Origin of the sequence: Dialister sp. i34-0019-2H8, assembly GCF_042846925.1 — a bacterium.
GTDB lineage: Bacteria > Bacillota > Negativicutes > Veillonellales > Dialisteraceae > Dialister.
The window spans coordinates 455203-474160 of record NZ_BAABYQ010000001.1 but is presented as its reverse complement, the minus strand read 5'-3'; the positions used below and the strand labels follow the sequence as shown (position 1 = coordinate 474160).

Annotated in this window: 13 protein-coding genes; all 13 read right to left on the bottom strand. The window is 54.2% G+C overall.

Translation table 11 applies throughout. The features are described 5' to 3' along the window. Nucleotides 1-81 precede the first annotated feature (81 nt). The 13 genes from ACGG9R_RS01930 to ACGG9R_RS01870 all read right to left on the bottom strand — a co-directional run bounded on the left by ACGG9R_RS01930 (nucleotide 82) and on the right by ACGG9R_RS01870 (nucleotide 18519). On the bottom strand, nucleotides 82-582 hold the full coding sequence (locus ACGG9R_RS01930) for a hypothetical protein (RefSeq protein ID WP_390150788.1): 501 nt from the start codon (nucleotides 580-582) through the stop codon (nucleotides 82-84). 1079 nt (nucleotides 583-1661) lie between these two features. Further along, the gene (locus ACGG9R_RS01925; RefSeq protein WP_390150785.1) at nucleotides 1662-4283 is read right to left on the bottom strand and encodes an AAA family ATPase; all 2622 of its coding nucleotides are present in this window, start codon (nucleotides 4281-4283) and stop codon (nucleotides 1662-1664) included. Continuing rightward, the gene (locus tag ACGG9R_RS01920) at nucleotides 4280-5446 is read right to left on the bottom strand and encodes an exonuclease SbcCD subunit D (protein ID WP_390150782.1); all 1167 of its coding nucleotides are present in this window, start codon (nucleotides 5444-5446) and stop codon (nucleotides 4280-4282) included. The genes ACGG9R_RS01925 and ACGG9R_RS01920 overlap by 4 nt, the downstream gene beginning before the upstream one ends. A 381-nt stretch (nucleotides 5447-5827) precedes the next feature. Then, complete coding sequence (locus ACGG9R_RS01915) at nucleotides 5828-6838, bottom strand: TAXI family TRAP transporter solute-binding subunit (protein WP_390150779.1); 1011 nt, start codon at nucleotides 6836-6838, stop codon at nucleotides 5828-5830. A 679-nt stretch (nucleotides 6839-7517) separates the two neighbouring features. Beyond that, nucleotides 7518-9485: a TRAP transporter permease gene (locus tag ACGG9R_RS01910; protein WP_390150776.1), complete on the bottom strand. Its 1968-nt coding sequence runs from the start codon at nucleotides 9483-9485 to the stop codon at nucleotides 7518-7520. Between the two features lie 737 nt (nucleotides 9486-10222). Then, a complete protein-coding gene (locus ACGG9R_RS01905) occupies nucleotides 10223-11596 on the bottom strand; it encodes an aminopeptidase (protein ID WP_390150773.1) in 1374 nt (457 codons plus the stop codon). Between the two features lie 584 nt (nucleotides 11597-12180). Next, on the bottom strand, nucleotides 12181-13332 hold the full coding sequence (locus ACGG9R_RS01900) for a sodium ion-translocating decarboxylase subunit beta (protein WP_390150769.1): 1152 nt from the start codon (nucleotides 13330-13332) through the stop codon (nucleotides 12181-12183). A 619-nt stretch (nucleotides 13333-13951) separates the two neighbouring features. After that, nucleotides 13952-14266, bottom strand: a complete 315-nt coding sequence (locus ACGG9R_RS01895) for a phospho-N-acetylmuramoyl-pentapeptide-transferase (RefSeq protein WP_390150766.1) — start codon at nucleotides 14264-14266, stop codon at nucleotides 13952-13954. A 467-nt stretch (nucleotides 14267-14733) separates the two neighbouring features. Then, entirely contained in the window at nucleotides 14734-15381 is a 648-nt protein-coding gene (locus ACGG9R_RS01890) for a coenzyme F420-0:L-glutamate ligase (RefSeq protein WP_022106587.1), read from the bottom strand. Continuing rightward, nucleotides 15382-15933, bottom strand: coding sequence for a hypothetical protein (locus ACGG9R_RS01885; RefSeq protein WP_022106586.1), 552 nt, complete (start codon nucleotides 15931-15933; stop codon nucleotides 15382-15384). Nucleotides 15934-16009: 76 nt separating this feature from the next. Beyond that, nucleotides 16010-16780, bottom strand: coding sequence for a glutamate racemase (locus tag ACGG9R_RS01880; RefSeq protein ID WP_390150762.1), 771 nt, complete (start codon nucleotides 16778-16780; stop codon nucleotides 16010-16012). Further along, a complete protein-coding gene (locus ACGG9R_RS01875) occupies nucleotides 16780-17196 on the bottom strand; it encodes an acyl-CoA thioesterase (RefSeq protein WP_390150759.1) in 417 nt (138 codons plus the stop codon). Before ACGG9R_RS01875 ends, ACGG9R_RS01880 begins: the two co-directional genes overlap by 1 nt. Nucleotides 17197-17832: 636 nt before the next feature. Continuing rightward, entirely contained in the window at nucleotides 17833-18519 is a 687-nt protein-coding gene (locus ACGG9R_RS01870) for a hypothetical protein (RefSeq protein WP_390150756.1), read from the bottom strand. Nucleotides 18520-18958 lie beyond the last annotated feature (439 nt).

The following is an 18958-nucleotide window of genomic DNA, read 5'->3' as shown; positions in this document are numbered from 1 at the left end:
ACAAGCGAAAAAGAGATGGAGCCGGATGCATTTGCATCCGATTCCATCTCTTTTTTTGACCTGAGCGGGATGAAATATCACTCACAGCGCCATCATCCGTTTCCGAAGCTCTGCGAGCCTTTCCATTTCCATCCTCTTCGGATGGGTGATCAGGAGCGAAACGGGCTCCGCTATGAAGGGCGTGAGCTTTGCGATATGCTTCTCTACGGTCTGGATATTCCAGTAGGTGTGGAGGGAGTGCTCCGTATCAAAGCGAATCGTGCATTTCCCGTCCAAGTCCACGAAGATATCATGAAAAGAGCCGAGATGCACATAGCCAAGCCCAGGCGCCTGCTCAGAAAGCTTTAGCTGGACGAAAAGGCTGTCCGCATCATCGCCGAATCTCACGGCCGTCCCGCGCCGTTTTCCGAAGAGCCTTCTCTGCGTCCTCATGCACTCGCCATAGGAGCGTGACAGCCGTCCCATCGCCGTCTCGACAGGGCAGGGCATGTGGATCAGTCCCCAGTCATTCCGAATCGCCAACGTATCATCCACGCCGCCGCGCTTCACCGGCACCAGCGCTCTCATTCCAATATTGCACATGCTGCTTCCTCTCTTTCAGCACGAACGTCTCTTCCCTCAGAAATATTGTTCCCTGAACATAAGTATAGCAAATGAGCGTTCGATCGTCAAGAAAAGCAGGAACGTTCTTTCGTTCCTGCTTTTTGGTTGGCCAGGTATTAGAAGTGACTGGTGACTAGTGGCTAGGGATTAGGGATTAGTAGCTAGGGATTAGGTGTCTCGAACGACTGGTGACTAAAAAACTAGAAGACATCAGACTCCCGTATCGTCATTTCGAGCGAAGCGAGAAATCTTCCTTGCAGAGCGATAAACAATGCATGTGTGAAAGCAGAAATACGTGGCACCAAGTCGTCGTTTCCCTGCCTGTGCCTATGCGATACTGACCGCAGTGCAAGAAAGATCCCTCGGCTGCGCTCGGGATGACAATACGGGAAAAGGATAGCCCCAAAAGTTTGAAAGCTGGGATGAGTGACTAAGGATTAGGGACTAGGGGACTCTCGTATCGTCACTTCGAGCGAAGCGAGAAATCTTCCTTGCAGACCGATAAACAATGCATGTGTGAAAGCAGAAATACGTGGCACCAAGTCGTCGTTTTCCTGCCAATGCCTATGCGATACTGACCGCAGTGCAAGAAAGATCCCTCGGCTGCGCTCGGGATGACGATACAGGAAAAGGATAGCCCCAAAAGTTTGAAAGCAGGGATGAGGGATGAGGGACTAGTGTCTGGTGACTGGTAGCTAGGGATTAGGTGTCTCGAACGACTGGTGACTAAAAACTAGAAGACATCAGACTCCCGTATCGTCATTTCAAGCGAAGCGAGAAATCTTCCTTGCAGACCGATAAACAATGCATGTGTGAAAGCAGAAATACGTGGCACCAAGTCGTCGTTTCCCTGCCTGTGCCTATGTGATACTAACCGCAGTGCAAGAAAGATCCCTCGGCTGCGCTCGGGATGACGATACGGGAAGAGGAATAGGGGGGCGCGAATAGCGAGCTGTTTAGGATGGTTATGACGAAGCTATGTATAAAATTTCTTGTAAAAGCTGACTCTGCGATTGAATCAGCGTTTCCCGAAGATAAATCACCCGCGATCAAGCCCCTTACTCCACGATTTCAAACTCCGCGCGGCTTCCCTTCTCCGCCGGACTGACCTTGAGGCGGGCATCGATGCGCTCCTCAAGCTCAGGCACATGGGAAATGATGCCGACAAGACGGCCGGTGCTCTGCAGATCGATCAGTGTATTCATTGCGCTGTTCAGTGCTTCCGGATCCAGCGTACCGAAGCCTTCGTCGATGAACATGGTATCGAGGTGTACGCCGCCCTGCCTTGCCTGCACGACATCGGCAAGCCCCAGGGCGAGTGAGAGGGAGGCGAGGAAGGTCTCTCCGCCGGAGAGGGTATTCGCCGGACGCGAACGGCCGGTGTAGCTGTCTGAGACTTCAAGAGAGAGGCCGCCCTTATTCGCTGCGCCCGTCTCCTTCATGCGATGAAGCGAGTAGCGGCGATGGCTCATCTCAAGGAGACGGTGATTTGCCGCCTCCGCGACCTCGTCTAAGAGAACGCCCAGCACATAGCGCTCGAGCGTGATCTTCGTGCGGCTGCCACGGGTGAGGTCATAGAGCCCCTGCGCAAGAGACAGTTCTTCAGAGAGCGCGTCAAGCACCTGCGCCATGGCTTCGGTGTCCTTCGCAACTTTCTGCAGATTTTTCAGCTGGTCAGCGAGCGAGCGGCTCTGTCCCGCCGACGTAGTGAGACGGTGCTGCAGCTGGTTATCTTCCTGACCGAGCGCGGCCATGTCGGGGCGTTTCGCCCCGCCTGTCACGAGACGCTCATCCGCGATGGTTTTCTCCGTCGCTTTCAGCTCGGTTTCGTAGTCGGAAATCGATTTCTCCATCCGCTCTTCTTCTTTGACGCGAGCATACCAGACCTTGCAGTCATTGCGGTCCGCAAAGCCGGCTCCCCTGGCTTTTTCATCCAGTGCATCCGACTGCGCTTTATAGTCGGCTGCCAGCTTTTCTCGCCGGGCCGTGGCGTTCTGGAAATTTGCCTCCGCGCCGCCCAATGCGGAAAGGAGCGGCTCTTTTTTCTCCTGCAGCGCTTTCAGGGCTTCTTCCCATGCCGTCACGGCCGCAAACAGCCGCTTCACTTCGTTTCGAAGGAAAATGGGACTGCGGTAGGCTTCCGGCAGATCGGAGAGGCTTGCGAGCTTCGCCTGGGCATTCCCCATCTCGGTGATGGCGCTGACGTATGCCCCCGCCGCATAGGTGCCCGCCAGATTTCTGGCATTCTCGTAGTCTTTCGTCGCCGTTTCTGCTGCTTTCTGTGCCTTTTTCAATTCGGTTTCCGTCGGCAATTTTTCCTTCGAAACCGCTGGATGCGGATGATGCACGCTGCCGCAGACCGGACAGGGCGCACCCTCTTCGAGCTGGCTCGCCAGAATGGCCGCCTGACCGAAGATGTAGCGCCGCCGGACGTCTTCGGCTGCTTCGCGTGCGGCTTCCGCCGCCCCGCGGCATTTCTTCTCCGTCTCCTGCAATCTGGCAAGCTCTGTTTCCGCTTCCTTGTATTTCTGCGTGTAGCGCTCCACATTGCGCCGCGCCGCGCCGTACTCCTTCGCCTTCGGCTCCCAGCCCTGCAACTGCGTGATGGTTATCTTCGCCCTTTCCATCTCCGCGCGCTGGCCTTCGAGCTTCGTTTCAAAGGCGAGCAGCTGCTCCTTTTCTTTCGCATAGCGATTTCGCTCTGCCTCGGCGGTATCCCTCGCGGACTTTGCCGCCTTTCCTTCTGCCATGATGTTGTCGAGCATATCAAAATACGCCGCAAGCTCCTTCGCCCGGCGGATGCGAACCAGATCCTGCTTTTTATGCTCGATTTCCTCAGCCTTCATAAGGAGCGACGCCTGCTGCTTCTCTGCCTTGTCCAGTGCCTGAAAATGGGAATTCAACTGCGCGGCCTCGCTGTACACCTTGCGGAAATCCTGCATCGCGCTTTCCGTTTCCGCGTGTACCTTCTTCGCGTCCGCGAGCTGCTGCTCCGTCTCCGCAGCAAGGCGGGCAAGCTCCGCTGCATCTTGTGCGCCGACCGTATGGTATGTGGTCACGAGCACCGTTTCCTGCTCCTTTTTCTTCCGGTACAGCGCATCGGCGCGCTCCTTCAGCTCGTACTGGAAATCCGAAAAACGCTGCGTCTTGAAGAGCTGCTTCAGGATGCCCTCTCGCTCTTCGGCCTTCGCGACGAGGAGCTTTCGGAAATCCCCCTGCGGCAGGAGGATGACCTGACAGAACTGATTCGCATTGAGCCCGATCAGTTTCCCTGCCGCCGCCTCGACATTCGTGCGAAGCGTCGACATCTCCTTCCCGTCGACCAATTCCGAGAGCGAGGCCTGCATCGCTGTCTTTGTCTGTCCCTTGCCTCGCTTCTTATCGATGAACTGCTCAGGTGAACGGCAGGCACGATACGTCTTCTCGCCGATCATGAAGTCAAAAATGACTTCCGTCTTCTGATCCGGCCCTGCATAGTCGCTTCGCATACGCGCGCCGCTCCGATCGCCTGACGTCTTCCCATAGAGCGCATAGCACATGGCATCGAGGATCGTGGTCTTCCCCGCCCCCGTCGGTCCGCAGATGAGGAAAAGATGCCGCCCATCCAGCTTTTCGAAATCGATCGTCACTTCCCCCGCATAGGGGCCAAAGGCACGCATCGTCAGCTTCAAAGGTCTCATCGCTCTTCCTCCTTCTTGTACACCGCTTCCCAGCAGACATTGGCAAGCGCCTCTTCCTTGTCTGACAGCTCTCTCTCTCGGAATTCGCTGACAAATGCACGGAAAATATCCTGATCGCTCATGTGCTCCAGCTCGATATCGCGGCGGCCGCTGTCCTCCTTATAGCCCATGTTCTGCTCGACGCCCAGCGCATTCTTGTACTTCTCGCGAAGCTTTGGCATCGCATCGATCACAGGCAGCTCATCCGTCAAGATGACCTGCAGGTAGTCCTCCGAGGCCTCCCTCTTTTCGCTCATGAGCTCGGCGAATGTTCCTTCCAGCACACGGACCTGATGGAGCGGCGCGAGCTCACGGAAATCCGTCTCGACACTGCCATCCTCTCCGATCGTTCCCACGATGACGCCCTTATGCTGCTCCGCCTCATCGAAAGAATACCGCATGAGGCTGCCGCTGTACTGCACCCTTTCCGACTGCTTCTGCGTCCTCTGGTGCCGGTGCAGATGCCCGAGCGCCGCATAGTCGTAGGCATCAAAGACACTGTCCGAGATCCTGTCATAGCCTCCGATCGAGAGCGGCCGCTCCGACTCGGAAGGCGTCCCGCCCGCGGCAAAGACATGGGCGAGTGCCACCTTCCGCATCGAAGGATCGGGCAGGGCAGAAAGAAGGATCTCCGAGAGCTTCTTCTCCGCCTCCTCGTAGCTGTGAATGTCTTCCGCGCCGGAAAGCCCCTTCTGATTCATCATGACGCGCACGCGCGCCGGCTCCGCATAGGGGAGCGGCACGAAAGCCACCTTCCCCCATGCATCCTCCAGGATGACGGGATGCACACGATCCAGCGGGCCGAAAATATAGAGTCCCTGATGCGACAGAAGACGGCTCGCCACCGCGAGGCGCTCCGCACTGTCATGGTTTCCGCTGATGACGATCAGGGGAGTATGTCGCTTTCCTACGATCTCCTCTGTCATGCGGTCGAAGAGCTCGACCGCCTCCTCCGGCGGGTATGAACGATCATAGACATCCCCCGAGAGCAGAATGACGTCCGGCTTCTCTTCATCGACGAGCGGAAGGAAGCGGTGCATCAAAAGCCATTCCTGATCCGCTGTCATGGCATGCTCTTTCAAAAGCTTTCCCAGATGCCAGTCAGCCGTATGGATAAATTTCATGGTACCTCCTCTTATAAGCCTACAGGAAACACGGATCTGTCATTATTATAGCCTGACACACAAGGCCGGGTAAGAGAATGGCTGTGCGCTTCTCCTACGCAAAAAGGCGATGTGAAATAACAATCATCTCATTTTCGCGTTCCATCTGCCGCGGGGAACTTGCAGCTCTCATAGGAGTGACCGGAAAACCTTATCCCAGCTGTCTTTCATGCCATAGTCACCCTATCCGCCCCTTTCGGGCACCTTCCCCTAGAGGGGAAGGCTGCGATACGGGAATACCATCCTCTAAAAAAGGCGGCGAAGCCGCCACCTGAACCTTGAACCTTGAACCAAATGAAAGCAAAGTAAAAAGAGGCTCATCGAGCCTCTTTTTGATAGACCTTATTTCAGCACACCGATTTCCTTATAATACTTGGCAGCACCCGGATGGAGCGGGATATCCGCGATGTCCTTCACTGCATTTTCAGCGGTGAGGCCTTTCAGATTTTTCTGAGACTGTCCGAGCTCATCCATGTGTTCCCACAGGGTCTTCGTCAGCTGATAGACCACATCCTCCGGCAGATCGCCGCGGCAGAACATGACCATCTTGATGGCCGATGTCTTGACATCCTTATCCTGATTCGGATAGGTGCCGGCTTTGATCGTATAGCTGGTGTACCACGGGTACTTCGCCTTCAGCTCTTTGATGAGGTTATCATCGATCTCCACGAGGTGCGCGCCGCCTGTCAGTGCCTGCGTCACAGCGGAAGCCGGAGCGCCGGACATGATCCATGCGCCGTCGATGGAGCCGTTCTGCAGCATATCTGCTGCATCTGTGAAGGTGATGTATTCCGCTTTGATGTCATCGGGGAAGGAAAGACCCGCTGCCGTGAAGTGCGTCTCGCATTCGTTATAGACAGAGGAGCCTGCCGATGCCACGGCAAAGTGCTTCCCTTTCACATCCTTCAGGCTGTTGATCCCGGAATTTGCCGTAGCAACGACCTGATTCGGATTCAGGTACAGGCCGCCGATCGCTTTCAGATCCTTGTAAGCGTGATCCTTGAAGCTGTCCGTACCATTCAGGCACTGGTAGACATTGGAAGAGATCGCAATGGATACCTGTGCTTCGCCTTCGGATACCATGTTCAGGTTTGCGATGCCGCCGGCCGATGCCTGGCTGGAAGCCTGCACGCCCGGTACCTGGCTGCTCCACATGTTCGTGATCGCTGCGCCTACGGCATAGAGCGCACCCGAAGCTCCCGCCGTCGGGAAATTGATCTTGATCGTCTGTCCGGCCGCCGGTTTCGCCGCGCCGGAAGCTGCTTTCTTGTCATCCCCGCATCCGGCCAGAGCTCCGGTCAGGGTCAGAGCTGCCAGTGACAGCGCGATCGCTTTTTTCCATTTTTTTGTCATGATGATCCCTCTCTCTTTCTTCTATCCTACTCTTCTCCACAGAGAATAATAAAGTTGTAAATATTATACTATAAATGAGCGGGCATTGGTAGGTGGGGCTCGGGGTTCAGGGTTGTGGTGCGGCACATAAAAATATAGAAGCGCCGCGAGTATAAATAATGGCGATGCCCGAAGATAGCATTTCAGTCACTAGTCACTTTTAATCCCCAATCTCTGCTTTCAAACTTGTGGGGATCCCTTTCCCGTAGCGTCATCCCGAGCGCAGCCGAGGGATCTTTCTTGCACTGCGGTCAGTATCACATCGGCATAGGCAGGGAAACGACGCCTTGGTACGACGTATTTCTGCTTTCACACATCCATCGTTTATCGGTCTGCAAAAAAGATTTCTCGACTTCGCTCGAAATGACGATACGTGGGGCTGATGTCTCCCAGTTACTAGTCACCAGCCACTCCTAATCCCTAGCTACTAATCCCCAGCTACTAAGGAAACGCTGATTAAATCGCAGAATCGGATTTCATATGGATTTTTATACATAGTGTCGTCGACATTCTCCTTAAATAGCTCGCTATTCGCGTCGAATGTCTCCTCGCTCTGTATAAAAATCCAAGAATGAAATCTGATAACGATTTAATCAGTGTTTCCCTAATTTCTAGTCACCAGACACTAGTACCCCCATCCCTATTTCCTTCTCATCCACTGGAAGATGCATACAGCAGCGATGCCTGCGATGCCTGCGATATCCGTCAAGCTGCCTGGGAAGAGCAGCAGCGGGGAGACGGCGATGAGGATCACACGCTCGATAATGCCGGCCTTGCGGATGATCCAGCCTTCAAGACCGGCCACGAGAGCAAACGTCCCGATCATCGCGGTGAAGATGCTCCAGAGAGATTCCCAGAGTGTCGCTGTCTTATCGACGCCGATCAGGAGTACCGGATTATCCAGGAAGAAGAATGGGATGATGAAGCCGATGAGCCCGAGGCGGACCGCCCACAGTCCCGTCTTCGTCTGATCAGAGTCGGCGATGCCGGATGCCACATAGGCAGACATGGCGACCGGCGGCGTGATATTCGACAGGCAGGCATAGATGAGGCAGAAGAGGTGCGCGATGAGCGGAAGCGCACCCGCCTTGATGAGGACCGGCACCGCGACGGCCTGCACGATGACATAGGCAGCGACGCCCGGGACACCCATGCCAAGGATCGCGGACATGATCATGACGAGGAAGCCGGCGAGGTAAATGTGATCGCCCTGTACGATGGACAGGATGAGGTAGCCCATATTGAGCCCCATGGATGTCAGAGTGACGGTACCGATGATGATGCCGATGATGACGCAGCACACGCCGACCGAGATCGCACTTTTCGACCCTTCGACGACCGCTTCCAGGATCTTGGCAGGACCCATGCGGGTATCCTTACGAAGCCAGCTGGCGCCAATGGTGACAAAGATGGAGATCACGGCCGCATAGAGCGGGGTGAAGCCGGCAAACATCAGCCCGATGAGGCTGACGAGCGGAAGCACCAGATGCCCCTGCTCCTTGATGACGACCATCGCATTCGGGATATTCTCCTTTGCGATGCCGGAGAGTCCGAGACGTTTCGCCTCGAAGTGGACCGCGAGCAGCAGGCCGACGTAGTAGAGGAGCGCCGGTGTGATGGAGGCAAGTGCCACATAGGTGTAAGACAGATTCAGAAATTCCGCCATGACGAAGCCGACCGCGCCCATGATCGGCGGGGTGAACTGACCGCCTGTCGAAGCCACGGCTTCGACAGCGCCGGCAAATTCCTTCTTGTAGCCCGTGCGCTTCATGAGCGGAATGGTGATGGTACCGGTCGTCGCGACATTGGCGATGGCCGAGCCATTGATCATGCCCATGAGACCGGAGGCGATGACCGCCACCTTCGCCGGGCCGCCGGATGTACGGCCGACAAGCGTCAGCGAGAAATCATTGATGAATTTCGAAAAGCCGCTGTGCTTTAAGAAAGCACCGAAAACGACGAAAAGAAAAATGTATGTCGCCGATACGCCGATACCGGTGCCAAGCACGCCCTGCGTCCCCCAGAACTGGGTGATGAGCACGCGCTTCAGCGTGAAGCCATTGTGTCCGAAATAGCCCGGCAGGTATGCGCCAAACCAGTTGTACGCCAGAAAGACTGCCGCCAGGATGGCAAGATTGCCGGATGCGCGGCGCGCCGCTTCAAAGACGCAGACGATCGCGACGAGGGCGATGCCGACCTCCATATCAGAGATACGACCGCCGGTCTGTGCAATGCGCGTGTAATTCAAGATCAGGTAAGTGAAAGAGCCGATGGAGCCCAGAATGAAAACCCAGTCCCAGATCGGCGGCAGCTTCCTTCTGCGCTTCTCCTTCTTATACGTAGGAAATAGCAAAAAGGTAAACAGCAGTAAAAAAATACAGTGGATCGCACGCAGATTGATCGCGCTGATCGCACCGATGGTCGTGAAATACAGCTGGAACGCAGTCCACACGCAGAGAAGCACGATGATGGCCTTCCCGAGCGGTCCTTCATAAATACGCATGCGAGAGTCTGCGTCCTTGTCCTCCAGCATCTTCCGAGCTTTGTCATCCAGCTCGGCCTTGCTTTCCGCCACATCCTCCAGGCGGACGTCTTTCTCTTGACTCATGATTTCCTCCTATCCTTCCATTTCGGGTCCTTCCCGAAGAGCCGTATTGGTACAGTATAGCAGAGAATGGGATCAAGGTTCAAGGTTCAGGGTTCAAGGTTCAGGGTTCAAGGTTCAGGGTTCGAGGTTCAGGGTTCAGGGTTCAGAGTTCAGGGTTCAGGGTTCAGGGTTCGAGGTTCAGGGTTCGAGGTTCAGGGTTCAGGGTTCGGGGTAGCCTAGGGGGCGGCTCCGTCCACTGATTATGAATGAAAGCTCTGCTCGAATGAGGAATTAGGAATGAGGAATTAGGAATGGTGGTGCGGCACATAAAAATCAGAAGCGCCGCGGAGTTTTGATAGCGCTTCGCGCCGTCGTCATCCCGAGCGCAGCCGAGGGATCTTTCTTGCACTGCGGTCAGTATCACATAAGCACCGGCAGGGAAACGACGCCTTGGTGCTACGTATTTCTGCTTTCAAACATCCTTCGTTTAGCGGTCTGCAAGAAAGATTTCTCGACTTCGCTCGAAATGACGATACGAGAGCCTGATGTCTCCTAGTCTCCTAGTCACCAGTCACTTCTAATCCCTAATTCCTAGCCACTAATCCCTAGCTACTAGCTACTAGCTACTAATCCCTAACTACTAATTCCTAGTCACGAGTCACTTGCATCGCTTCTATATTTTTCCGCCGCCCCCGTTGAACCTTTTCCCAATCAAAAATCGGAAGCAGGACGGATCCCACTTCCGATTTTTTCAAACCTTATTTACTTTCAAAGAACGCTTTGTACGCGAGGTAGGTCTCGTAGGCATCTGCCTTGGAGAGGAGATCATACGGCGCATGCATGGAGAGCATGGCGGTGCCGCAGTCTACTACTTCTGCGCCCCAGTCCGCCATCATGAAGGCGATGGTGCCGCCGCCGCCCTGATCGACCTTGCCGAGCTCGCCGATCTGCCAGCAGACACCGGCTTCATTGAAAATGGTGCGGATCTTCTGCAGGAATTCCGCATTCGCATCATTGCTGCCGGACTTGCCGCGAGCGCCGCCGTACTTGGTGAGATTGATGCCATAGCCAAGGAAGGAGGCATTGTCCTTTTCGGAGACCTCTGCAAACATTGGATCCATGCAGGAGTTCACGTCAGCGGAGAGCATCTCACTGTTTTCCATGGTCTCATAGAAATCAAGGATGGTATCCTTGCCCTGCAGCGCGAGGAGCTTCATGACGAATTTGACGAAATAAGAGGACTCCATGCCCGTATTACCGTAGGAGCCGATCTCCTCTTTATCGGTCAGGAGTGCCGCTTGGGTCTTGACACCCGGTTTGGCCTGAAGGATCGCTTCGAGGTTCGCATAGGAGCAGACACGGTCATCCTGTCCATAGGAGGCGATGAGGGAGCGGTCGAAGCCGACGTCACGGCTCTTGGTCGCCGGGACGAGCTCGAGCTCCGCAGCGGCAAAGTCTTCCTCTTCGATGCCGTAGGTATCCTTCAGCATCTTCATGAAGACTTCCTTCGGCTTCAGATCTTCTTCGGCATTCGTGCCTGCGATGGCCTGGAGTTGTTCACCCGTGATGCCTTCTGCGAGCGTTTTCTTCATCTGATCCTGCGCCATGTGAATCAAAAGGTCGGATACGTAGAAGATCGGATCGTCATCCTTGAGACCGACATTGATGTCAACCTTCTTGCCATCCTTCGTGTATACGACACCGATCAGTGCGAGCGGGATGCAGGTCCACTGGTACTTCTTGATGCCGCCATAGTAGTGCGTGCGGAAATATACGATGCCATCCTGCTCATGCACCGGATTGGCCTTGAGGTCGAGGCGCGGAGAGTCGATGTGGGAACCGACGATCTTGATGCCTGCATGCACCGGTTCTTCCCCGATGACAGCCAGGATCACAGACTTGCCCTTCTGGTTCCAGTACACCTTGTCGCCCGGCTTGAGGGAGTCCATATCATAGACCGGCTTGAAACCGGCGGCCTCTGCCTGACGGATGATCTCATCGGCTGCCAGACGCTCGGTGCGTGCGGCGTCCAGGAATGCCTTGTACTTTTCACCATAGTCCATGACAGCCTGACGTTCATCAGCGTCCATGCGCTGCCATACAGACTTGGTTCTGCTATATGTTTCTTTCATAATAAAGCCTCCTTTAGAGAATGATTATCATGTAAGTATTATAAACGGCAGGGAAGAGAAAGACAATAGAAAGTTCGAGGTTCAGGGTTAGCTCGTGGGGCGGCTCGTCCACTGATTGTGGATGAAAGCTTTGCTCGCCAGTTAGGAGTGAGGAGTTAGGAGTGAGGAGTGCTGGTGCGGCGCATAAAAAACAGAAGCGCCGCGGAGTTTTGATAGCGCTTCGCGCCGTCGTCATCCCGAGCGCAGCCGAGGGATCTTTCTTGCACTGCGGTCAGTGTCACATAAGCACCGGCAGGGAAACGACGCCTTGGTGCTACGTATTTCTGCTTTCACGCATCCTTCGTTTAGCAGTCTGCAAGAAAGATTTCTCGACTTCGCTCGAAATGACGATACGAGAGAGTCACTAGTCACTCCTAATCCCTAATCCCTAGCTACCATTCACTAGTCACCAGCCACTAGTCCCCCGGAAAGAGCTTATTCAGATAGTATGTCAGCACCGCGAAGACCGCCATGACCACGAAGATCATAGGATATGCGATGACTGTCAGCATGATGGAAGATTCGATACTTGTCATAGTGCCTCCTTATGAAAGGACAGGAATCAGCGCGAGGACGAGGCCGCCGGCCACGACGGATGCCACCTGGCCTGCCACATTGACGCCCATCGCGTGCTGGATGATGTAATTGGTCGGGTCCTCTTTGAGCGCCATCTTCGCGATGACACGCCCGGACATCGGGAAGGCGGAAATGCCGCATGCCCCGATCATCGGATTGATCTTCTTCTTGAGGAAAAGGTTCACGACCTTTGCGAAGAGGACGCCGCCGACCGTATCAAAGACGAAAGCCACAGCCCCCAGTGCCAGGATCTTCAAAACATCCAGCGTGAGGATATTCTCAGCCGTCATGGTCGCACCGACCGTGATGCCGAGGAAAAGGGTCACGAGATTCGAGAGCTCATTCTGTGCGGTGTCAGAGAGTGAGTCGCAGACGCCGGAGGCCTTCAGCATATTGCCGAACATCAGCGCACCGATGAGCGGCACGGAGATCGGTGCAAGGATCCCTGCAAAGAGGACGACCATGAATGGGAAAAGGAACTTGACTGTCCAGGATATCGGTTTCTCTTCGCGGTACGCCATATGGATCCTGCGCTCATGCTTCGTCGTCAAGAGCTTCACGATCGGAGGCTGGATGATCGGAACAAGTGACATATAGCAGAAAGCCGTCACGGTCAGGGGCGCGAGAAGGTTCGTCGCAAATTTCTGCGCGACGAAAATGGTGGTCGGGCCATCCGCTGCCCCGATGATGCCAATGGATGCCGCTTCGTTAAAAGGAAATCCGACGACAGACGCCAGCATCGTCGCTGCGAAAATACCGAAATGAGCCGCTGCGGCAAAGAGCATGACGTACGGCGCACGGATCAGCGCATCAAATTCACACATTGCACCGACCGCGATAAAGATCAGCACCGGGAAAAGCTCATTGGCGATGCCCGCCTGATAGAGGACAGACAGAAATCCCGGTTCTCCTCCATCCGTCGGGATGACCGCAAAGTGTCCGGGGATATTGGCAAGGATACAGCCCACCCCCATCGGGAAGAGCAGCATAGGCTCATAGTCCTTCTTTACGCCGAGCCAGATGAGGACTGCGCCGATGGCAAACATGACCCAGACCGTGGGGTCGGACATGCCCATGACACCGGTGAATAATTCTTCTAAAACTTTTTCCCAGTTCTCCATGAATACCTCCTATATTGAAATAATGAATTGGGACTATGTAAAAAGCGATAGACGCTTGGAATTGGTTCGGGATGGCTCATGGGACGTTCAGTCCCTTGATTCCGTTGGAAAGCTTCGCTTGAATGAGAAATTAGAAATGAGAAATGCGAAATGGTGGTGCGGCGCCAGATCCTTCGACTCAGTTCTCACTGTTCCGCCTTTACATTATCGAACATTCGACATTTCACTCCGCTCAGGATGACGAAATGCGCCGCGAAGCATAAATAATGGCGATGCCATGAACTGGCATTTCAGTCACTAGTCACTCGAGGCTCCTAATCCCTAGCTACTAATCATCCCTGCTTTCAAACTTCAGGGTTGTGGCAGCGGCTGCGCCGAGATCGAGGGCTCAGGTCGCAGCTGTTCTGGCATTCGTTATCTCTCATACGACGTTTCTCACCGCTCAGGATGACGAAACGGGGCGATACCCGAAGGCTGGAGGATAGAAGTCAGATGTCTGATGTCTCTTAGCTACCAGCCGCTCGCCCCTAACAAAAACAGGACCTGACATTTTTCAATGCCAGGTCCTGTTCTTTATTTCCTGCCCCCGTGCCATCCGCAGGAAATGCTATGCAGTTTTTTATACATCATACCCCAGAAGAGGGAGAATGACGAAGACGGCCAGCGCCCAAATGACGCCTGCTCCGGCAAAAATACCGAAGGTGATCGCAAAGCCCTCCTTCGTGCGCGGCACGCCGAGAAGGCTGTAATTTCCCATCACGCCGCGGCGCACCATGAAGCCATTGTCTTTTCTCTGACGGAACCACTTCATTTTGTGCTCGTAGCTGATGCTGTAAGCAGTAAGTACGGCCACGACCGAAGCGATCAGCCAGTAAATAAGAAAACGGGCTGCGTGGAAATCCTGAACATCTGATAGATCTATAAGTTGTGGCATAGATGCACCATCCTTGTACGAAGTTTTATGTTACCTATTATAAAGCACGGATGGGATTTTGGCAATGAGGGAATGACGCGGCGGCTTCGGCTCCGGTGGGAAAGGCGATGTGGTGCGGCACATACAGCGTGAAAGGGCGCAATCCAGGAATGCTGCCTCCTAAGCAAAAGGAGCTGTGAAATAACGATCATCTCATTTTCGCGTTCCATCTGCCGCGGGGGACTTGCAGCTCTCATAGGAGTGACCGGGAAACCTTATCCCAGCTGTCTTTCATGCCATAGTCGCCCTATCCGCCCCTTTCGGGCACCTTCCCCTAGAGGGGAAGGCTGCGATACGAGAATACCATCTTCTAAAAAAGGCGGCGAAGCCGCCACGAGAGCCCTGAACCCTGAACCCTGAACCAAATGAAAGCAAAGTAAAAAGGAGCTGTGAAGAAATGAGGATTCATTTCTTCACTGCCCCTTTTCTCACTTCATCATATCGGTAAAATTCTTGATGATGACGATCGGTGTTTTCTGATTGTCATTGCCGAAAGGATTATCGATCAGGATCTTGGCGATCTGTTTCGGGTCAAGACCCTGGCTCTTTCCGAGGACGGCAGCGCGTTTCAGGTCATTGACATCTGCGATGACCGCGCCGTAGGCGCCGGTCGCCTTCTTGATCTTTTCGCAGACATTGTCGGTATCCGCCGGACCATAGACGAGGCATTTGTCGAAAGGCGGCATGGTACCGGTGACATCATCGATCAGAGATGCCTGACGGCAGCGGGCGTAGAAGACGCCGTTCTTGCCGAAGAGCTTTGCGACAGCGCCGAGGACGAAGGAGAAAAGCATGTTCCATTTCCCTTCTTCATCCATGGCTGCCTGCATGCCGTAGATGCTCGCCATGGAGCCTGCGGATGGGACGAAGCGGTTCATGAGACGGGCCTGCCAGCAGACATTCAGCTCTTCCGGACGGACGTAGCGGTTCTGGGTGATGGCGACGACGGACTCTGCACTGCAGACGATGTCATGGTCGGTGATCTTGTCGCCGGCGTATTCCAGAATGGCATCGACGATGTTGTCGTGATGGGTCAGGATACGGGTGTGGATCGGTATGAGTTCTAATTCTGCCATTTATCTCACCTCCGTTTTATATTCATAGAGCGCATTTCTGAGCTCTTCCTTCGAAAGAACGATGCGGGACTTCGCATAGTAGTAGTCGCTTCTCGCGACGACCTGATAAATGACATCCATTCCCATTTCCGGGAAGGTTTCCAAGTCATGGAGAATGCTGTCGCCCTTGCCCTTGATCTCCAGGGTGATGAGGAATTTCTTCGTCTTGCCCGGATCTAAGATGAAGGCCTGCCAGTAGTCATCGGGACGCGGCATATCGAAATCGGTGAGGTGCGCCGTGACGACGGCTTCATCGTACTGCTCAAAAGGCAGGTACACGCGGACAAAGGCATCCATGATGGTGCCGAGCTGCTTGCCGACATTCTTGATCGGCAGCGTGCAGGAGAGCGTCACGCTCTTCATATCCATGGACTCCACATGGAAAGGCGTCCTCTTGGACTTCATCACCTTCAGCACACAGTCGCCTTTGATGATGGCGATGGCCCAGTAGGCAATGAATCCCAGGCAGATCAATAAGATGATGACTGCCAGAATTTTCGTGATCAGTAACATGTTTGTCACACTCCTAAATGATAATCAAGGAAGCGGGCTCAGAGCCCACGGCTTGAGGCTTGATGCCCCGGATCCTTTACAGCGTCAGCGCGCCCTTTTCCACCTTCACGTCGCCGAAGATTTTCTTCACAAGCGGCGCGGAATTTTCAAGGCCTTCGGTGAAATAGAAGACCTTCTCCTGCATCGCCCCGGCCAGCGCGTCATGTGCGCGGAGGATGTCCATGCCGGTCTCCACCGTCGGGAGCGCCGGGTCAAGGAAGCGTACCTTCGGCAGCACCTTCCTAAATACATCAGCGATCAGCGGATAATGGGTGCAGGACCAGATCGCAGTGTCTGCATCTAATGCATGATACTCCTCTGCCGCCTGTTTGACAAGGGCAGAAAGGGTATTTTCGTCCGCATTTCTTTCGATCGCCGCCGCCAGTCCGTCGCAGGGGACCTCCACAAAATCCAGCTGCGGGTATTTTTTCTGAAAATATGCCTTGTGTGCATGCGTCGCGATCGTCGCAGGCGTCGCAAAAACAGCGAAGCGCTTCGCATCCTCCGGCATCTTCACCTCCATGCTCATCTTGATGACAGGGATATCTTCTTCAAAAAAAGCAGGCGGCACATTGAAGGAGATCGTATTGCACGCGATCAGGATCATCTTCACCTGATGCTCCTTCAGAAAATCCTTGATGGCAAAGGAGAATCGCACAATGTCATCCCGGCTGCGTTCGCCGTAGGGATTTCTCTTCGTATCTCCGAGAAATACGATGCCTTCTTCCGGGTACGTCTCATGCAGCACGCGGGCTACCGTAAGACCTCCGATGCCCGAGTCCATGATGCCGATCGGTCTGTTATCCATTATATCCTGTCTCCTTCTGAGAGCTTCACAAGGCCTTCGATCTTTTCCTTCGGAAGACGCGCGATACGGCCTGTCTTCATATGGGTGTACGTATTGACCGTATGCCCGGTCGTCAAAAGCTCGCCCGTGGATTCGCGCACGACTTCATAATCGAAGTCCAGCCGCACACGATCGACGCGGCGAAGGTATGTCCCGATGAGGAGCGTATCGTCATAGCAGGCAGACTTCAGGTATTTCACACTGACCTCGACGATCGGAAATACGATTCCTTCCTCCATCAGCTCATTCAAGTCGAGCCCGCCCGCACGCAGATACTCCACCCGCGCCTCCTCAAAATACTTGAGGTAGTTCGCATGATGCACCACCTTCATGCCGTCAGTCTCGTAAAAGGTCACTCTTCTTTTATAGGTAAACATAGCGGTATCCTCCATTGGTCAATGGAGATATTATAGCACAATCGGTGGGATGGTTTAAGAGATTAAAGGTTCAAGGGTTCAAGGGTTCAGGGTTGTTGTGGCGGCTTCGCCGCGAATATGTATGGGCGATGCCCGAAAGTGAGTGGGTAGCAGGTTTCCCGTTTAGGAGTTCCAAACATCGATCGCTAGGGAAACACTGATTCAATCGTTGTCAGATTTCATTCTTGGATTTTTATACAGAGCAAGGAATCATCTGACGCGAATAGCAAGCTATTTAAGGAAGATGATGACGAAGCTATGTATAAAAGTCCATATGAAATCCGACTCTGCGATTTAATCAGCGTTTCCCTAAGCCGCGAATGACAAAGATTTCTCGCTTGCGCTCGAAATGACGATACGGGAGTCTGATGTCTCCTAGTCTCTTAGTCACCAGTTACTTGAGACTCCTAATCCCTAGCCACTTATCCCTGCTTTCAAACTTTAGAGTCCGAGGTTTGAGGGGAAATGAGAAATGCGAAATGATGGTGCGACGCATAAAAATCAGAAGCGCCGCGGAGGTTTGAAATTAGCGGTATTCTCGTATCGAAAACCTAATCCCTAGCTACTAATCCCTAGTCACTAGTCTCTAGTCACCAGCTACTTCTTCCCAAACGCAAAGAAGCTCTTCACCTTCTGCCAGAAGGACTGGACGCGGGAGATCTTCACGGGCTGCTTGACGGCCTGCGCTTTCTGCACCTGCCGGACAAGAGTCATATTCCGATGCGCAGTCCTCGTCACGACGCGAGGCGGCGCGGTGAAGGTCTTCTCGCTCTTCGGCTCAGACGCATGCGCAGATGCCACGCTGCTCTCCACAGCGCGGATGGTGCGCTTCTGATGGCTCTTGTCGACAGCCTTGAAAGAAATCTCTTTCTCGCCTCCGCGTGACTTTGGCGGCGCAGCTGGCGCTGTCTTCGCCGTAACGCCAGCTCCCACGATTTCTCCGGTCTTCAGGTCAAACTTCGCAAAGCCTGCCTTCGCTGCAAAGGGGCTCTCGGCAAACGTATGCTGCGGCGCTTTCGCACTTGCGCTCTCCGCCTCCACCGCTTTTCCCCGTCTCTTTTCTTCCCGCTCGATCTGCTGCATGAGACGGTTCTTCGCCCGCGGGTCGAAAGCGGGCTCCCGCTCCGCCCAGAAGCCGGACTGCTGGATCTTTCTCTGGTCCAGATCATAATTGATTTTAGCCCCGCAGTGATTGCATCGGATCGTCCCCTTCCTTTTCTTCACATCCAGATCGAAAAGGGTGAGCTTCTGTCCACACATGTGGCAGGTCAAAGTAAATGGCATATTTGCCTCCCGGGCGATAAAAACGAGACATGCGGGATCCGCACAAAAAGAAAAGGTCCTATCACAAAGGCTCTGAGACAGCTGCGGGAGATGCCCCCTCACCTGTCACCAACATAGTAAGTATAGGGCATGCAGCCGTTTTCCACAATGGGAAGATGCAGCTCTTTACCGCCCCATGCCATTTCCCTTCCTGCTATGCCGCTTCAAAGGGGAGGCCCGCGCCCCCTTTCTTCCTTTGCAAGGCTCGCAAAAAGGCGATGTGAAATAACGATCATCTCATTTTCGCGTTCCATCTGCCGCGGGGGACTTGCAGCTCTCATAGGAGTGACAGGGAAACCTTATCCGAGCTGTCTTTCATGCCATAGTCACCCTATCCGCCCCTTTCGGGCACCTTCCCCTAGAGGGGAAGGTGGCGATACGAGAATACCATCTTCTAAAA

Coding starts and splice junctions, on each gene's coding strand:
- ACGG9R_RS01925 (WP_390150785.1), bottom strand. CDS start 4,283: ATGAGACCTTTGAAGCTGACGATGCGTGCCTTTGGCCCCTATGCGGGG.
- ACGG9R_RS01920 (WP_390150782.1), bottom strand. CDS start 5,446: ATGAAATTTATCCATACGGCTGACTGGCATCTGGGAAAGCTTTTGAAA.
- ACGG9R_RS01870 (WP_390150756.1), bottom strand. CDS start 18,519: ATGCCATTTACTTTGACCTGCCACATGTGTGGACAGAAGCTCACCCTT.
- ACGG9R_RS01875 (WP_390150759.1), bottom strand. CDS start 17,196: ATGTTTACCTATAAAAGAAGAGTGACCTTTTACGAGACTGACGGCATG.
- ACGG9R_RS01900 (WP_390150769.1), bottom strand. CDS start 13,332: ATGGAGAACTGGGAAAAAGTTTTAGAAGAATTATTCACCGGTGTCATG.
- ACGG9R_RS01915 (WP_390150779.1), bottom strand. CDS start 6,838: ATGACAAAAAAATGGAAAAAAGCGATCGCGCTGTCACTGGCAGCTCTG.
- ACGG9R_RS01930 (WP_390150788.1), bottom strand. CDS start 582: ATGTGCAATATTGGAATGAGAGCGCTGGTGCCGGTGAAGCGCGGCGGC.
- ACGG9R_RS01880 (WP_390150762.1), bottom strand. CDS start 16,780: ATGGATAACAGACCGATCGGCATCATGGACTCGGGCATCGGAGGTCTT.
- ACGG9R_RS01890 (WP_022106587.1), bottom strand. CDS start 15,381: ATGGCAGAATTAGAACTCATACCGATCCACACCCGTATCCTGACCCAT.
- ACGG9R_RS01885 (WP_022106586.1), bottom strand. CDS start 15,933: ATGTTACTGATCACGAAAATTCTGGCAGTCATCATCTTATTGATCTGC.
- ACGG9R_RS01905 (WP_390150773.1), bottom strand. CDS start 11,596: ATGAAAGAAACATATAGCAGAACCAAGTCTGTATGGCAGCGCATGGAC.
- ACGG9R_RS01910 (WP_390150776.1), bottom strand. CDS start 9,485: ATGAGTCAAGAGAAAGACGTCCGCCTGGAGGATGTGGCGGAAAGCAAG.
- ACGG9R_RS01895 (WP_390150766.1), bottom strand. CDS start 14,266: ATGCCACAACTTATAGATCTATCAGATGTTCAGGATTTCCACGCAGCC.